The following is a 16,890-nucleotide window of genomic DNA, read 5'->3' on the forward strand; positions in this document are numbered from 1 at the left end:
CCTCGCTGTGGGCTTTCCTCTGCAATCCCTAACGCGAGTAAATCAGCCTATTGCTTTTTCTTTCTTGATTAATCGTTTATTTGTTAATGCAATTAACCAACTCAACAAATCAAAATGTATCTAATCCATAAAATACCAGAACTTAGGCTCTGTTCCTAAATCTTCCTTAAGCCTAAAAACTTTTTTATTTTCCAATACCCAGCGAATGGTACTATTAGGATCTAAAAGATTCCCAAATATTCTGGCACCAGTTGGGCAGGCTTCAACACATGCAGGGTTTTGTCCTTTTCTAGAACGCTGTACACAAAACGTACATTTTTCCATCACACCCTTTTTGCGCATTCTATTTCCTAAATAATGCTGATTTTTATTTATTTCAGCTTCTGGCACTTCAGGTTTACTCCAGTTAAATCGCCTACCATCATATGGACAAGCAGCCATACAATAACGGCAACCTACACACCAATCATAATCTATAACTACAAGACCATCATCTTCTCTCCATGTGGCTTGCACAGGACAAACTTCTACACAAGGTGGGTTATCACAATGAAAACATTGCGTTCCCATATAAAAATGACCCTCTGCCGGCACTTCATGATAGTAATTATCATCAGCTTCATCAAACTTAAAACCATTTCCATCTTTCATTTCATGAATACGTATGTACTGCATTTGAGAATTTCTATCTTGATTATTCTCTTCAATACACGCATTAACACAATCCATATATCCTTGACATTTAGAAATATTAAAAGCATAACCAAAAAGAACATCCTCCTTAGCATTTTCAGAGGTCATACTAATGTTTTTTCCAGTTCGTAATTCGTAAGATCTCATCAATCGCTCAACAGTCCCTTTTTTTTCTTTATCGGTCATCAATTTATAGTTACCCTTAAATTGCTCTTCCCAATCTATTTGTGCTTTTTCTTTACTATCATCACCAGCCACAACACTGCAAGATGTACTTACTGCTCCTGCACCAATAAGTAAGCTAGCCGTTAACTTTTTAAAAGCGCTACGTCTATCCATTTTAACATCAAAAACTTGTTCAAAACCATCTTTTCTCACTTCATCACCAATAGAAGCATCGACTACTGCTTCAAAAAAAGCATCTTCTCTCATATCATTATTATGGTTACCACAGCCTCCAGAAGTCTTTCCACATCCGCATGATTTTTTTGGCTCTTTATTTCCGTTAAAACCTAAATTTAATGAATACCATTTTTTATTATCGCTCATACCTTAATTTTTAATGGGCTAACCCTTCATGTGATTCTTCTATCTGCTCTGTATTAAATCGTGATGGCCATCTAGTCTCAAAACTCGGACTATGTGGGTTATGACAATTAACACATGTAAATGAAGCTCTTGGTGCAACCCAACCTCCAATACGTTTTCCATGAGCACCACCTTTCCAGTCCTCAAACTGCGAAGAATGGCACTGTGCACACAATTTATAACTCGAGTTAAAATCTACTTTAATACCAGTTAGTGTATTAAGGTTATTCATATCATTACCATTATGACAAGTAGCGCAATTCATAGTGCTTTTATCAGCATGTGCGATATTAATATCCCAATGCGCTTTTTTAATATCCTTACTTTTTAATTTATCAAGAGGCTCTGTATGACATTCAATACAAGCATAAGATTTAATTTGTCCTTTACGTTCAGGTATTAAAAAAGTATGTTCACCTTCAGTAATCTTGATGGTTTTAATATCATTTAAAAAAGCTTCCGAAGTCATTGTTGTGTCATGATAAACTTTACTTTCTGCTTCAATTTTATCATAAAGACTGTGATATTCTCCTTCTCCGTGTTTGCAAGAAAAGAATGTAACAGTAAACAAACAAGCCAATATATATATGTCTTTTTTTCTATTCATTATCATTACTATTAGTTCTTGTAAAAGGAGTTATTTCTGAAACTACCCGATCTGTTGGCACATGACATTGACGACAATTAATTCGCTCTGGATGTGTAACCCTAATTTCTTTAGGCGCAGCTGGTCCAGCATGACATGACAAGCAATTCTCTCGCATTTGTATTTGGTGTGGAATCATTGGTGGTGTTCCTATCAGCGCATTATTAATACCAACTTTAGGCGCATGTACTTTTGCTAAGTTTGTAGGCTTAAAAAGTGTATTACTATTTTGAGCGACATGGCACTGCCTACAATTAATCATTTCAGGATGTGGAGTAACAGGTGCATAGGCATCAAACTGTTTTACAAAACCTCCATTTTGATGACATTGCAAACAGGTATTACCACCCAAACTTTTTTCATCTTTAATAGGGTGCGGTATACTAGGTGGGGCACCATAATAGGCTCTGTTATTATAATATGCACTTAAAGTACGTTGGTGATTCTCATCAATTGGCATATTTGCATATTCTAAAGCAAATTCTGCGCGCTCAAAAACACCACTTTCCGATGGAATATTTGTGTGAGACTCTACATTTTCAATAGGAATATAACCTTCTTCTAAGCCAACCTGATAACTAAAATTCCAAATGGTAATAAAGGTTATGAAAAGTAATACAAAAAGTGATATGATTCCGAGTCTCTTTTTCATGTCTTAAGCTTTTTCAACTTTAACAGCACATTTTTTAAAATCGGGCTCTTTAGAAATTGGGCAAAAAGCATCAAGAGTCGTATCATTAATCATCATATTCTCATCAAAGAAAGGCACAAAAACTTGCCCTTTAGTTGGTAATCCTCTTTCATTTATAGAAGCTGGTAATATACAAGAGCCTCTTCTTGATGTTACCTTTATTTTTTCTCCATTTCTAATACTTAATGCTTTAGCATCTTCTGGGTGAAATTCTACATACGCATGCGGCATTGCTTTATGAAGCACAGGTATTCTACGTGTCATAGAACCTGTATGCCAATGTTCAATTACACGTCCCGTATTCAACCAAAAAGGATATTCGCTATCTGGAGACTCTGCAGCTGGTTCGTAAGGACGTTGCCAAATTACAGCCTTACCGTCTGGTTTTCCATAAAAATGAAAATCTTTCCCGTTAGAACAAGCAGGATCATATTTCGCATTAAAACGCCATTGCGTTGATTTACCGTCTACATAAGGCCATATAGCTCCCGATTCTTTTTTCAATACTTCAAGCGGCGCCATTCCGTGTTTTTTACCTTCATGAAATTGACGGTACTCATTGTATATTTCTTCAACGTGATTTTCTTTACTATATGGAAACAAATCGCCATAACCCATGCGCTTTGCTACCTCAATAAACATCCATGCATCCGGTGTGGTATCACCTGGTCCTTCTACCATTTTATCCCAATGTTGAGTTCTTCGTTCTGAATTTCCATACAATCCAGATTTTTCAATATGCCATGATGCTGGTAAAATTACATCTGCAACATCAGATGTTGGTGTTGGAAATACATCAGAAACCACAACGAAACAAGACTCTTTTTTCATTGCTGGACGATAGCGACTGGTTTTTGGTAAAGACACTAATGGGTTTACTGCCTGTGTCCAAATAAACTTAATATCACCTCTATCCACAGCTCTAAACATTTCTGTAGTATGGTAAGTTGGTTTAGATGGAATTTTTTCAACTGGAACTTTCCAAATTTTAGCGGCTAATTCTCTGTGTTTCGGGTTTGTTACTACTCCTTTTGGTAATTTGTGCGTAAAGGTTCCTACTTCACGAGCAGTACCACAAGCAGAAGGTTGTCCTGTTAATGAAAATGGACTATTTCCAGGTTCAGAAATCTTACCTGTTAACAGGTGAATATTATAAATAATATTATTCATCCATGTTCCTCTTGTATGCTGATTTACACCCATACACCAAAGCGACATCACTTTCTTATTAGGATCTCCATAGATTGATGCTAAATACTTTATATCTTTTACTGAAACCTTAGAATATTTAGCAACTTTTTCAGGAGTATAATCTTCTAAAAAGGCTTTGTACTGATCAAAATCTATTTTTTCAGGCTTGTCTTTAAATTTATATTTATCCTCCATACCATAACCCATTTTGGTAAGCCCTTTACTAAAGTTACAGTGTTTTTCTATAAATGATTTATTAACCCAGCCATTATTAACTATTTCATAGCAAATAGCATTTCCAAGAGCTAAATCGGTTTGAGGTTCAAATAAAATTGACCTATCCGAAGCTGTACTTGATCGCGTTGTTCGTGTAGCAAAATCAATAACTTTTGATCCACGCCTAGATTTTTGCTCTAATATTCTAGAAAATAATACGGGATGCATTTCTGCCATATTATTTCCCCACGTAATAAAATAATCAGCATGATCTATATCTTCATAACACCCCATAGGTTCATCTGCTCCAAAAGAAGTTAAAAATCCAGCTACAGCACTAGCCATACATAATCGTGCATTGCAATCGAGATTGTTAGTACCTATAGCACCTTTCATAAACTTTGAAGCTACATAACCTTCTGGAATAGTTGATTGTCCAGAAGTGTACATCGCAACCGAATCTTTTCCGTGTGTAGCAATGGTATCTTTCATTTTATTGGCAACAATATCTAAAGCTTCACTAATTGGTGTTTTTACATAGGTACCATTTTTCTTAACTAAAGCATGTGTTAACCTATCTTTAGATTGGATACACATAGTTTGATGATAACCTTTAACACAAAGTAATCCCTTGTTAACAGAAGAATTAGGATCTCCCTTTACAGCTACAGCTTTTCCTTTTTCAGTACCTACCAAAATACCACAACCAACTCCACAAAACCTACAAGGTCCTTTTTTCCAATCTAGATTAGCTCCTTTGGGAATGCCATCTTCTTGCTCACTGGCAAACAATATTCCAGGAAACATAGATGCAGCTGCTGCCATTGCAGATAATCTCGCCATTTTTTTTATAAAACTTCTTCTGTTTGTTAATGAGTTGTACATGTTATTGCTGATTTTGTGGACTGTTAAAACCAGAAACCATTGCTAACAGTTTTAGGCTTTTTATTTTTTCAATTTTTGCTTTAAGGAGTTCTTCAGAAGCATCATCTAAAGTATCTGTTACTAATACTAAAACATCTTCATTTGTGGCAGGCATAACCTCACATTCTTCAAGTGCAGATAATGCAGTTAAAAGTTCTACTTTTTTATTATCGTGCGGGTGCGCCAAATAGCTTTTTATAGGCATAAAAATCAGTTTTGATTTTAAACAGGATAAAAATATCTTAAATGTTAAAGGTAAAAACTGATAAATATCATAGAAAAAGTGTCGAGAAGTAATTTAAACTTAATCTAAATAAGAACAGTAAGGCTCATATAAATATAATCAAAAAACTGATAAATATCATACTATACTAAAAAATGAATACGTTATATTTGTATAGACATAACGAAAAAAAAGAATGATTTCCATAGAAGAAGCCATACAACTTGTTAAAAATAATAGTAAACCTCTAATAAAAGAGACTATAAAACCAACTGAAAGGGCAAATGGATATGTTTTATTTAAAGATGTTTATTCTCCTATAAATATGCCCCCATTTAGGCAATCTGCTATGGATGGGTATGCTTTATGTTTACATGAAAGTTTAAAATATAAGCTTATTGGAGAGGTAAAAGCCGGTGATTCTAATCAACCTATTTTAAAGCATGGAGAAGCTGTTAGAATATTTACAGGTGCTCCAGTTCCAGATTCTGCTAATGCCATTATGATGCAGGAAAAAGTACAATCAAATGGGATGTCAATTACCATTGAGCATCAAATCTCTTTAGGCCTTAACATTCGCCCTTCGGGGGAACAAGTAAAACAAGGAGACATAGCTTTAAAGAAGGGCACTAAGCTAACACCAGCAGCCATAGGCTACTTAATTTCTTTGGGAATTACTCAAGTTTCTGTTTACAAAAAACCAAATATAGCTATCGTTACAACTGGAAATGAATTGATTGATGCAGGTGAAACATTGACATATGGCAAAATTTATGAAAGCAATTCTAAAATGCTATTAAGTGCTCTCTACAGTTTAAAATTTTATGATGTGACAATTCATAAAGTAGAAGATAATTATTTTAAAACCGTTGAGAAACTCAATTCTGTAATCAATGATAATGATTTAGTTATAATTACAGGTGGAATTTCTGTTGGTGATTATGATTTTGTTGGAAAAGCTTTAAATGAACTTAAGGTAGAAGAGCTTTTTTATAAAGTAAAGCAAAAACCAGGAAAGCCGCTATTTTTTGGGAAAAAAGAAAGAACACTTGTATTTGCTCTTCCTGGTAACCCAGCAGCTGCATTATCTTGCTTTTATGTTTATGTATATATAGCATTACAAAACATAATGAATAGAAAGATTATGGAATTACCTCGAGTAAATGCAAAGTCTATATCAAATTTTGAAAAGAGAGGTGACAGACCACAGTTTTTAAAAGCTATTCATAATGAGGGTGAAGTTGAGATTTTAGAGGGTCAAAACTCATCGATGTTACAAACTTTTGCTATATCTAATGCTTTAGTTTTTGTGCCCGAAAATATTAGCTCCATAAAAGCCAATGATTTAGTAAACACTGTTCTCTTACCCATTTAAAAAAACGCAATTATGAGTTATAAAATAAAAAGCCGAATCTGGATTGAATCAAAAAGCAAAGTACTTTTAGGAGAAGGTCGTGTACAATTACTAAAAGCAATTGATGAAACTGGTTCTTTATCAAAAGCTGCAAAATCTATAAATATTTCCTATAAAAAAGCTTGGAATCTTATTGACTCTGTAAATAAATCGGCAAAGCAACCCGTAACTATAAATAGTATTGGCGGAAAAGGTGGTGGTGGTGCCGAATTAACTGAATACGGTAAATCCTTGGTTAAAGCTTTTGATGAAATTAATAAAGAATGCTGGGCATTTTTAGACAAACAGCTTGAAAAAATTAAAGCCTTATAAATGCTTGAAAACGAAAACATATACCTTTTTTTACTAATTCTGCCTATAGTATCATTCCTATACTCAAGTGTAGGGCATGGTGGTGCCAGTGGTTATTTAGCACTTATGGCTCTATTTTCATTTGCACCAGAAAGTATGAAACCCACTGCTCTACTTCTAAATCTTTTTGTTGCAGGAATCTCGTTTTACTATTACTATAAAGAAGGGCATTTTAATAAAAAATTATTCATGGCATTTGCAATTTCGTCCATACCACTAGCCTTTTTAGGAGGTAGAATTGAAGTTGATGCTACCCTATATAAAAAAATATTAGCTATACTATTAATTTTTGCGGTACTAAAGATGCTTAATGTTTTTGGTAAGGAACGACAATCTATTAAATCTGTGAATATTTGGCAAGGGCTAATTGTTGGAGGCGTTATTGGTTTTTTCTCTGGATTAATTGGTATTGGTGGAGGCATTATACTAACCCCTATTATTCTCTTGTTACATTGGGGAAAAATGAAAGAAGCGGCGGCTGTTTCTGCACTTTTTATATGGGTTAATTCAGCATCAGGTCTTATTGGTCAAATAAGTAGTGGTGTTGTTATAGAAAAGGCCTCTTTTGTTTTGGTAGTCATTGCCCTTATCGGAGGGGTTTTAGGAGGTTACTACGGAAGCAAAAAGATAAATAACAAAAACTTGCAATACATGCTAGCATTCGTGTTAATGATTGCTAGTGCAAAATTATTTTTCACTTAAATGATTAATAAAAAAGACATAACAGGAATTATTTTGGCGGGAGGTAAAAGTTCTAGAATGAAATCTGACAAGGGACTTTTAGCACTTGGAGAATCATTATTCATTGAAAATATAATTAATGCAGCTTCTCCTTTGGTAAAGAGTATAATAATAGTTAGTAATAGCTCTCATTATGATGAATTTGGATATAAAAGGGTCGAAGATTTAATCAAAAATTCAGGGCCAGTAGCAGGAGTTTATACTGGGTTGAAACACTCAAAAACCGATTATAACCTAGTTTTAAGCTGTGATATTCCTCTTATCACCACTGAAGTTTTAGAAAAGCTAATTATAAACACCGATGAGTATTCTGATGTCGTACAAATTGTTAGTCAAGGAAAAACGATGCCATTAGTAGCCCTATACAAAAAAAAATGCGCATCTATTTTCGAAGATTTATTGAATAAAGGAGAAAAAAGGTTGATATATGCAGTAAATCAACTTCATGTAAAAACTATTGAAATAGATCCTACAATGGATAAACAAGTTGAAAACATCAACACTTTTGAACAACTTATTACTTTAAGAAATGAATTTGAATATTAAATATTTTGGGCAAATAGCTGAAATTACTAACAAAAATGAAGAGTCAATCGAGTTTTCAGGTCTAATAGTTTCAGAACTATTAGATGTCCTTTATTCGAAATATAGCGACTTAAAAAATAAAGATTTTCAAGTCGCACAAAATCAAAAATTGGTTTTAGGCGATAAAGAAATAACAGGAAGCGAAATAGCTTTATTACCCCCTTTTTCTGGAGGTTGATTAAATTATGAGTAGATATAATAGACATATCATTTTATCCGAAATCGGACAAGTTGGACAGGACAAAATCTCCAAAGCAAAAGTTTTAGTTATTGGAGCTGGGGGTTTGGGATGCCCAGTTTTACAATATTTAACTGGCGCTGGGGTTGGTACTATTGGCATTATAGACTTTGATGTTGTTGAACTTTCTAATTTGCAACGTCAAATTTTATTTGGCTCATCATGTTTAGGAAAAAACAAAGCCATTGCTGCTAAAGAAAGATTAGAGGATTTAAATGATACAATTTCTATAGCCGCATACCCTTTTCAACTCAATTATCAAAATGCTATCGATTTATTTAATCAGTACGACATTATTGTTGATGGGTCTGATAACTTTGAAACGCGTTATCTCGTAAACGATACTTGTCTTATTACAAATAAGCCTTTGGTTTTTGGGGCTATTTATAAGTTTGAAGGACAGGTTTCTGTTTTTAATTATAAAAAAGGGCCAAGTTACAGATGTTTATTTCCAAATCCGCCACAAGAAGGTACAATACCAAATTGCTCAGAAATTGGTGTATTGGGAATACTCCCTGGAATTATTGGTAGTATGCAGGCTAATGAAGTTTTGAAAATTATTTTAGGCATTGGAGATGTGCTTTCTGGACAACTTTTGCTTTATAATGCTCTAACCTCAAAGGTTTCAACTTTGAAAGTAAATAGAAATGAAGCCATTATTCAATCTATTTTAGAAGAAAAGAACAATTTTCACAAAAAACAAATCAGTGAAAATTGTGAAATGGAAGTGCTAGAAGTTTCAATAGACGATATAATTTCTGAAGAAAATATTCAATTTATAGATATTAGAGAACCACATGAGCAACCAAAAATTGAAAGTATAAAAGTTTCACATATCCCTTTTAGTCAACTAGAACAAAGTTTAAGCAAAATTACTTCAGATAAAAAGAAAGTACTTTTTTGTCAATCTGGAGTTAGAAGTAAACGAGCTACTCAAATGTTAAATGAGCTGAACATTACAAACTGTTTCAGCTTAAAAGAAGGAGCTACAGTATTAAATAATTATACAAAAGTATCATCAAATGAATAACAAAAAACCTAAAAACGTATTTAAAGAAGGTGCCATAACCTCAGAATTTATAGGCAACTCAATATATAAACATCAAACGAAAACAAGTATTGGTGCGCATAACATTTTTCTTGGCCAAGTGAGAGCTGATGTAGTTGATGGAAAAACAGTATCAGCAATTGAATACACGGCTTATGAAGATATGTCAAACAATAAATTTAATGAGATTAGAGAGTCCGCTTTTAAAAAATTCGACCTCACATGCATGCACATTTATCATAGTTTAGGAAAAGTTAACGCTGGAGAAATATGCTTATTTGTATTTGTTTCATCACCAAGGCGCAAAATCGTTTTTGAAGCTTTGGAATATATTGTTGAAGCAATAAAAGCAGACGTTCCTGTATTTGGAAAAGAGATTTTTGAAGACGAAACACATCAATGGAAAGTTAATAATTGATTATGGTAGACATCACACACAAAATAAACACCTTAAGGATAGCTACTGCTCAAGCCATCGTAAAAGTAAGTAAGCCTGAAACTATTGAAGCGATTAAAAATAAAACGGTTCCTAAAGGAGATGTTTTTGCTATGAGTAAAGCAGCAGGTTTATTAGGTGTTAAAAAAACTCCAGATTTATTACCAGACTGTCATCCTCTACCCATTGAATTTACAGGAATAGAATACAAAGTTAGCGGGTTAGAAATTATCGTTTTATGTACTATAAAAACCATTTATAAAACTGGTGTTGAAGTTGAAGCGATGCATGGTGCCAGTGTAGTAGCATTAAACATGTACGACATGCTTAAACCAATTGATAAAGGTGTTGAAATACACAGCATAAAATTATTGAATAAAAAGGGCGGAAAATCCGATTTTAAAGATAAATTTAGAAAAGATATAACCGCAGCTGTTGTAGTTTGTTCTGATACTATTTCTGCAGGACAAAAAGAAGATAAAGCAGGAAAAGCAATTATTAAAAAGCTTGAAAAAAGTGATGTTACTATTTCAGAATACAAAGTTATTCCTGATGAAGCCGATGTAATTCAATCAAAAGTAAAAACCTATCAATCTCAAGGTATCGATTTAATTATTTTTACGGGAGGCACAGGGTTATCAAAACGTGATGTAACTCCAGAAGCTTTAGCAACACTTTTAGACAGGAATATTCCAGGGATTGAAGAGGCTATTCGCAGCTATGGACAAGAAAGGACTCCCTATTCTATGCTGTCAAGAAGTGTGGCCGGTACTTATAAAGATAGTTTGGTTTTAGCATTACCGGGGTCTACTAACGGAGCAAAAGAATCTATGGATGCAATATTCCCTTCTTTACTTCATATTTTTAGGATTTTTAAAGGTGCAAGACACGACTAATGGAAAATAGAAAAAACATATTGACTGATACTTTTGGTAGAAAACACAGCTATTTGCGTATTTCTTTAACCGAATTATGCAATTTACGTTGTACCTATTGCATGCCCGAAGAAGGAATTCCTCTATCTCCAAAGTCACATATTATGTCTTTTGATGAAGTATACACCATTGCCAAAACCTTTGTCGATAATGGCGTAACTAAAATTAGACTTACTGGTGGAGAACCTTTGGTCAGGAAAGATGTAAATATTGTTTTAGAAAAATTAGCAACACTACCTGTAGAGCTTTCAATTACTACAAATGCAGTAATAGTCCACCGTTTTATTGATACACTTAAAGCTTGTAGCATCCGTAATATTAATGTGAGTTTAGATTCTTTAATTGCTGAAAAATTCAATAAAATTACACGTAGAAATAATTTTGAAGTGGTTTATAATAATATTTTACTTTTAGTAAAAGAAGGATTCAATGTCAAGCTAAATGCTGTTTTAATTAAAGGATTTAATGATAATGAAATTGTTGATTTTATAAACCTTACCAAAACACTTCCAATCTCTGTGCGCTTTATTGAATTTATGCCTTTTGATGGAAACAAATGGAATAAAGAAAAAATGGTGTCTTATGCTGAAGTAATGGAATATGTAAATAATGCTTTTACTAAAGATGAAGTCCTTCGAATTCAAGATGCGCCAAACGATACCTCAAAAAATTATAAAATTAAAGGCTATAAAGGTTCTTTTGCAATTATAAGCTCAGTAACCAACCCCTTTTGCGATTCTTGTAATCGTATCCGATTAACAGCGAATGGGCAGCTTAAAAATTGCTTGTTTTCTAATAGCGAATCCGATTTGTTAACGACTCTCAGAGAAGGAAAAGACATTAAGCCTATTATTCAAAAAGCTATACAAGCCAAATTTAAAGTAAGAGGAGGTATGGATACGCTAGAAAAGCTAGAAAAACCCCAATTACACACCAAAAACAGAAGTATGATTACAATTGGAGGCTAATAATTTTTAAGAAATAGCTTGCTTTATTAACATCAAGCTTTTATCTGAAAAATGCAGTTTTAAAGCAGACTCTTGTCCTTTTTTAGACATTTTATTCCACGTCTTTCTTACAATATCTATAAGCTTAGTATCATCATGTTTTCTCGAAAAGGCTTCAAAATAATATTCTAAAAACACTAAGCAAACAACATCTTCTAATACCTGCGAATCCGCATCTTTTTTTATCAGTTTTTTATTAATCAAAAAAACAACTCTATTAATAAAATCTGAGTCGTATCCAACTTTTGCTAAAAGACTAGAAGTTATATCAGCATGCATTTTCTTAAGTGCTTCTCTCCATTTCAAATACCCTACTCGATCCATAGAATAAGTGTTTCTTGCTATTATCCAACGATTAATATGCTGAGCCCTAGCTGCAATTTTTAATTCGTCAGATGCACTAGGCAGATACTCTAAAAGCTTACTTGTCATTCTAAGCGAATACAGTAACTCTTTTGGGTATTCTTTATTATCAAAAGATTCCTTTCTAACATCTTTTGAGTTTTCATTATCAATGAGCTGTATCGCTTTTTCAAATTTTGTTGACATTGAGGCTTTTAATTTATATACTCTTAAACTAATTGTTTTTTAAACTTTCCTTTACTTTTTCTGATACGTACAGCAACTACTTTATATTCTGGGCACATGGCTTCGCTATCATGGACATCTCCTGTAATATTATTTATCATAATGTCAGGAAAATGGAAGGTTGTACTTAAAATACCTTGTTTTACTTCATCAGTAATTCTAGCTTTAACATCTACTTTTCCTCTTGGAGATTCTAAGCACACATAATCACCATCGTTAATAAGATTAGTTTTAGCATCTTCAGGATTTATCATTAAGTAATCATCTTTAAGAATCAATTCGTTAGCAGTTCGACGTGTCATCGCTCCACAGTTATAGTGTTCTAGTTCTCTGTTAGTTGTTAAAATATAAGGGTATTCTTTTGCATGTTCTTTTAATTCTACAGTTTCTTCCCAAGGGTTAAATTCAAATTTTCCTTTACCGCGTTTAAATTCGGTTTTATGTAAAATTTGAGTATCAGTTCCATCAGGTGCAACTGGCCATTGCAATCCATTTTCACCTAATCTATCCCATTTAATACCTGCAAAAAACGGTACAATTTGTGAGATTTCCTCAAGCATACCATCTGGGGTATAATCTGGTTGCTCATAACCCATTCTATTCATTATATCCACAATAATTTGCCCGTCAGGTTTAGAACCAACCACAGGTTCTACCACTTGATTTACTGCTTGGACGCGACGCTCGCCATTGGTAAAAGTTCCGCTTTTTTCTAAGAAGGATGCTCCTGGCAAAATAACATCGGCATATTTAGCAGTTTCAGTCATAAATAATTCCTGAACAATAACTAAATCGGTTGCTTTAAGTGCTTTTATAACTTTTTGAGTATTCGGATCGGTTTGTACTACATCTTCACCAATAATCCAAATCGCTTTTAAATTTCCTTTTAGAGCTGCATCAAACATTTCTGGAATTTTATATCCAATATGCTTTGGAACATCAACTCCATAAAATTCATTATACTTTTTATTGACATCATCTTTTGTAACGTCCAAATAACCAGCTCCTTGATGTGGCTGTACACCCATGTCTGCAGACCCTTGCACATTGTTTTGTCCACGCAATGGGTTCACACCAACACCTCGCCTCCCAATGTTTCCTGTAAGTAATGCTAAATCTGCAATCTGCATTACTGTAAAGGTACCTTGAAAATGTTCTGTAACTCCTAAACCATGAAAAGACATAGCATTTGGTGCAGATGCATAAGCGATTGCGGCAGCTCGGACATCGCCTCTTGCAACACCAGAAACAGCTTCAATTTTATCTAAATCAATAGTTAATAACTCTTTTTTAAAATCTTCAAACCCTTCTGTTCTATTTTCTATAAACGATGTATCGACTAAGTTTTCTGTAACAATATAATACATCATCATATTAAGTACTGCCACATTAGTTCCAGGTCTTAAAGCTAAATGATGTGTTGCATATTTTGCTAATTCTGTACGTCTTGGGTCGATAACAATAGATACGTTATCAGATTTCATAACAAACTGTTTTAGTTTTGCTCCTGTAACTGGGTGCGCATCAGTTGGGTTAGCTCCAATAACCATAATACAGTTGGTGTCTTTTAAATCATCTATCGAATTTGTTGCAGCTCCAGTACCATAAGTTCGTTGCATCCCTAATGCTGTTGGAGAGTGACACACACGTGCACAACCATCTATATTATTTGTACTCAATACAGCTCTAAAGAATTTTTGCATTAAATAATTCTCTTCGTTTGTACAACGTGATGAAGAAATTCCAGCCATGGAATCTGGACCAAACTCTTCTTTAAATCCTGTTAATTTATTTGCAATATAATCGTAAACTTCATCCCAAGTCACTTTTTCAAATGCTCCATTACGTTTAATCATTGGTGCATTTAAACGCTCAGGATGATCATAAAACTTAAAAGCATAACGTCCTTTTAAACAAGTATGACCTTGATTCACTTCTGCATCATAAGGTGCTTGAATACTGAGTATTTCTCCATTACTAGTTGCCACATCAAGATTACAACCTACCCCACAATAGGTACAAATTGTACGTGTTGTTTCAGTTGGCTTAATAGCTTTAGATTGAAATACGTCTGAGATTGCAGATGTTGGGCATGCCTGAGAGCAAGCGCCACAGCTTACACAATCTGAATCCATAAACGAATCATCTAATCCTTTTATAATTTTAGAGTCAAAACCACGTCCAGACATACTTAGTACAAATTCACCTTGTACTTCATCGCAAGCACGTACACAACGGTAACAGTTGATGCATTTTGATAAATCTGAAGTCATATACGGATGGCTCAAATCTTTCATTCTATATAAATGATTATCACCTTCAGGGTAACGCACTTCGCGAATACCCACTTGGGCTGCTACGGTTTGTAACTCACAATTGCCATTAACTTCACAGGTTAGACAATCTAAAGGATGATCGGTTAGAACTAGCTCTAAAATATTCTTACGCAGCGCCTTCACAGATTCTGTACTCGTATAAATATATTGACCAGCTGCTACTGGTGTATGGCAAGATGCCATCGTTTTTACGGTACCATTTTCGTTTAAAGCAACTTCTACACTACATACTCTACACGATCCAAAAGGATCTAAGTTTGGTGCATCACATAATGTTGGTACAAGTCCTTGTTCTTTATAGCGCCTAATGAAAGATAACATAGTCTCTCCTTCAACTATTTCAAATTCCTGATTATCTATATATGCTGTTTTACTCATAATAATCTAATTGAAGTATTGTTTTAATTCATCATCAAAATACTGCATCGCATTACGAACAGGAAGTGGAATTCCTCCACCATGAGCACATAATGAGCCTTGTTCTAAAGTTGTTAATAAATCAGCAAATAAGGCTCTGTCTATTTTATAATCTGAAGTTAATGCTTTTTCTGATAATTCTTGCCCCCGTTTTGTTCCTAATCTGCAAGGGAAACATTTACCACAACTTTCATATGAAGCAAAGTCAAATAAGTGTTCAATAAATTTCATGATTGGAAAATCTGAAGGGACACAAACTACGGAAGCATGACCTAATAAAAACCCTTCTTTAGAAAACGATTCAAAATCTATTGTTAAATCGTTTATTTTTGAAACAGGTACTAAGCCTCCGAGTGGGCCTCCTATTTGCAATGCTTTTACATCTTGCTTAAAACCGCCACCTAGTTCATTTACAACAACAGAAAGAGGTGTTCCCATCTCAACCTCATACATTCCAGGATTATTAAAAAAACTATCTAACGATACTAATTTAGTACCAGAAGATCGTTCTGTTCCAATGCTTTTCCAGGCTTGTCCTCCGTTAGAAATTATATAATGTAATGCTGCTAAGGTTTCCACATTATTAACCGTGGTTGGCTTATTAAACAATCCTTTTTGAGCTGGAAATGGAGGACGTACACGTACCTCTGGGCGTTGCCCTTCAATTGAATTTATCAATGCCGTTTCTTCTCCACATATATAAGAGCCTTGTGCTTGTATTATTTTAAATTGAAAATCGAATCCACTATCATCAATACTTTCACCTATTAATCCTTGTGTTTCTAAAGCATCAATAGCATTTTGAACAATTTTTACAGCTTCAGGGTATTCAGCTCTAATGTAGAGAATACCATAATTTGCATGAGTAACATACCCAGAAATTAGCATTCCAAACAAGACTGCATGCGGTTGATGTTCTAATAAATAACGATCAGAATAGGCTCCAGGATCACCTTCATCAGCATTACAGATAATAAATTTTGTATCGTTTTTTACATTTCGACAAAATTCTAATTTTAATCCCATCGGAAAACCAGCACCGCCACGCCCACGAACATTAGACGTTTTTATTTCTTCTAAAACATCTGAAGATTCTTTTTTAAGAGCATCTTTAAAAGGTTGATAATATTCAGAAATGTTTGTAAAATCTTGAGTTAAAATTTTAGCCCCATTGTCTTTTACATTATATATATCTTGATTTAGATTGTTATCAGAATCGATAATTCTATTCAAATTATTTACAGCAGTTCCTGAATAATTATTTCCACCATAATGAAAAGCCGAGTTTTCATGACAACGCCCTAAGCAAGTCATATGCCCAATCTCATCTAAAACAAAATGATTTTTAAGTAAGTCTATTACAGCTTCTTGAGTACCTGCACAAACACATGCTGTCCCGTTGCACACATATGCTTTTTTTCCTTTATTTTCAGGTTTTAAAAAATCATAAAAACTTGCGGTACCAAATGTATTGGCCTTACCTATTAAAAACTCATCAGCAAGTTTAGCTAATTCATCCTCAGTTGGTGTACCATCTTGTTTTGCCACATTACCTAGCTTGTCAAAGAGATTTTCTTTAACTCCTTTTCTTCCTAATAATTCACTTAAATTATCTGACATAT

General features: G+C 33.9%; 17 protein-coding genes. 9 read left to right on the forward strand and 8 right to left on the reverse strand.

Going from position 1 to position 16,890, the window contains the following annotated elements:
• Positions 1–120 precede the first annotated feature (120 nt).
• From M3P09_RS09150 to M3P09_RS09170, 5 genes are read right to left on the reverse strand one after another with little or no spacing between them, the layout of a single operon-like run.
• Positions 121–1,242, reverse strand: coding sequence for a 4Fe-4S dicluster domain-containing protein (locus tag M3P09_RS09150; RefSeq protein ID WP_249972897.1), 1,122 nt, complete (start codon positions 1,240–1,242; stop codon positions 121–123).
• Positions 1,243–1,252: 10 nt separating this feature from the next.
• Entirely contained in the window at positions 1,253–1,888 is a 636-nt protein-coding gene (locus M3P09_RS09155) for a cytochrome c3 family protein (RefSeq protein ID WP_249972898.1), read from the reverse strand.
• On the reverse strand, positions 1,881–2,579 hold the full coding sequence (locus tag M3P09_RS09160; RefSeq protein ID WP_099566009.1) for a nitrate reductase cytochrome c-type subunit: 699 nt from the start codon (positions 2,577–2,579) through the stop codon (positions 1,881–1,883). Before M3P09_RS09160 ends, M3P09_RS09155 begins: the two co-directional genes overlap by 8 nt.
• Before the next feature lie 3 nt (positions 2,580–2,582).
• Positions 2,583–4,868 carry a molybdopterin-dependent oxidoreductase gene (locus M3P09_RS09165; protein ID WP_249972899.1) on the reverse strand — a complete coding sequence of 762 codons (2,286 nt, stop codon included), beginning with the start codon at positions 4,866–4,868 and terminating at the stop codon, positions 2,583–2,585.
• 43 nt (positions 4,869–4,911) lie between these two features.
• Positions 4,912–5,154, reverse strand: a complete 243-nt coding sequence (locus tag M3P09_RS09170) for a hypothetical protein (protein ID WP_099566011.1) — start codon at positions 5,152–5,154, stop codon at positions 4,912–4,914.
• 214 nt (positions 5,155–5,368) lie between these two features.
• On the opposite strand from M3P09_RS09170, the gene M3P09_RS09175 reads away from it, so the two are divergent.
• From M3P09_RS09175 to moaA, 9 genes are read left to right on the forward strand one after another with little or no spacing between them, the layout of a single operon-like run.
• The gene (locus tag M3P09_RS09175) at positions 5,369–6,547 is read left to right on the forward strand and encodes a molybdopterin molybdotransferase MoeA (protein WP_249972900.1); all 1,179 of its coding nucleotides are present in this window, start codon (positions 5,369–5,371) and stop codon (positions 6,545–6,547) included.
• Between the two features lie 12 nt (positions 6,548–6,559).
• Entirely contained in the window at positions 6,560–6,898 is a 339-nt protein-coding gene (locus M3P09_RS09180) for a winged helix-turn-helix domain-containing protein (RefSeq protein WP_249972901.1), read from the forward strand.
• On the forward strand, positions 6,899–7,639 hold the full coding sequence (locus tag M3P09_RS09185) for a sulfite exporter TauE/SafE family protein (protein WP_099566014.1): 741 nt from the start codon (positions 6,899–6,901) through the stop codon (positions 7,637–7,639).
• Positions 7,640–8,224, forward strand: a complete 585-nt coding sequence (locus M3P09_RS09190) for a molybdenum cofactor guanylyltransferase (RefSeq protein WP_249972902.1) — start codon at positions 7,640–7,642, stop codon at positions 8,222–8,224.
• On the forward strand, positions 8,208–8,441 hold the full coding sequence (locus M3P09_RS09195) for a MoaD/ThiS family protein (RefSeq protein ID WP_249972903.1): 234 nt from the start codon (positions 8,208–8,210) through the stop codon (positions 8,439–8,441). Before M3P09_RS09190 ends, M3P09_RS09195 begins: the two co-directional genes overlap by 17 nt.
• Positions 8,442–8,448: 7 nt before the next feature.
• Complete coding sequence (gene moeB, locus M3P09_RS09200) at positions 8,449–9,531, forward strand: HesA/MoeB/ThiF family protein (RefSeq protein WP_249972904.1); 1,083 nt, start codon at positions 8,449–8,451, stop codon at positions 9,529–9,531.
• Positions 9,524–9,967, forward strand: coding sequence for a molybdenum cofactor biosynthesis protein MoaE (locus M3P09_RS09205; RefSeq protein ID WP_249972905.1), 444 nt, complete (start codon positions 9,524–9,526; stop codon positions 9,965–9,967). Before moeB ends, M3P09_RS09205 begins: the two co-directional genes overlap by 8 nt.
• 2 nt (positions 9,968–9,969) lie before the next feature.
• On the forward strand, positions 9,970–10,881 hold the full coding sequence (gene moaCB, locus M3P09_RS09210; protein WP_249972906.1) for a bifunctional molybdenum cofactor biosynthesis protein MoaC/MoaB: 912 nt from the start codon (positions 9,970–9,972) through the stop codon (positions 10,879–10,881).
• Positions 10,881–11,888: a GTP 3',8-cyclase MoaA gene (gene moaA / locus M3P09_RS09215; protein WP_249972907.1), complete on the forward strand. Its 1,008-nt coding sequence runs from the start codon at positions 10,881–10,883 to the stop codon at positions 11,886–11,888. Before moaCB ends, moaA begins: the two co-directional genes overlap by 1 nt.
• Before the next feature lie 6 nt (positions 11,889–11,894).
• Here moaA and M3P09_RS09220 read toward each other — a convergent pair whose 3' ends face one another.
• From M3P09_RS09220 to M3P09_RS09230, 3 genes are read right to left on the reverse strand one after another with little or no spacing between them, the layout of a single operon-like run.
• Positions 11,895–12,476, reverse strand: coding sequence for a DUF4202 domain-containing protein (locus tag M3P09_RS09220; RefSeq protein ID WP_249972908.1), 582 nt, complete (start codon positions 12,474–12,476; stop codon positions 11,895–11,897).
• A 23-nt stretch (positions 12,477–12,499) separates the two neighbouring features.
• Positions 12,500–15,229: a formate dehydrogenase subunit alpha gene (gene fdhF, locus M3P09_RS09225; protein WP_249972909.1), complete on the reverse strand. Its 2,730-nt coding sequence runs from the start codon at positions 15,227–15,229 to the stop codon at positions 12,500–12,502.
• Positions 15,230–15,235: 6 nt separating this feature from the next.
• Positions 15,236–16,888: an NADH-ubiquinone oxidoreductase-F iron-sulfur binding region domain-containing protein gene (locus M3P09_RS09230; RefSeq protein WP_249972910.1), complete on the reverse strand. Its 1,653-nt coding sequence runs from the start codon at positions 16,886–16,888 to the stop codon at positions 15,236–15,238.
• Between the last annotated feature and the right edge of the window lie 2 nt (positions 16,889–16,890).

This window comes from Jejuia spongiicola (assembly GCF_023502325.1).
GTDB lineage: Bacteria > Bacteroidota > Bacteroidia > Flavobacteriales > Flavobacteriaceae > Wocania_A > Wocania_A spongiicola.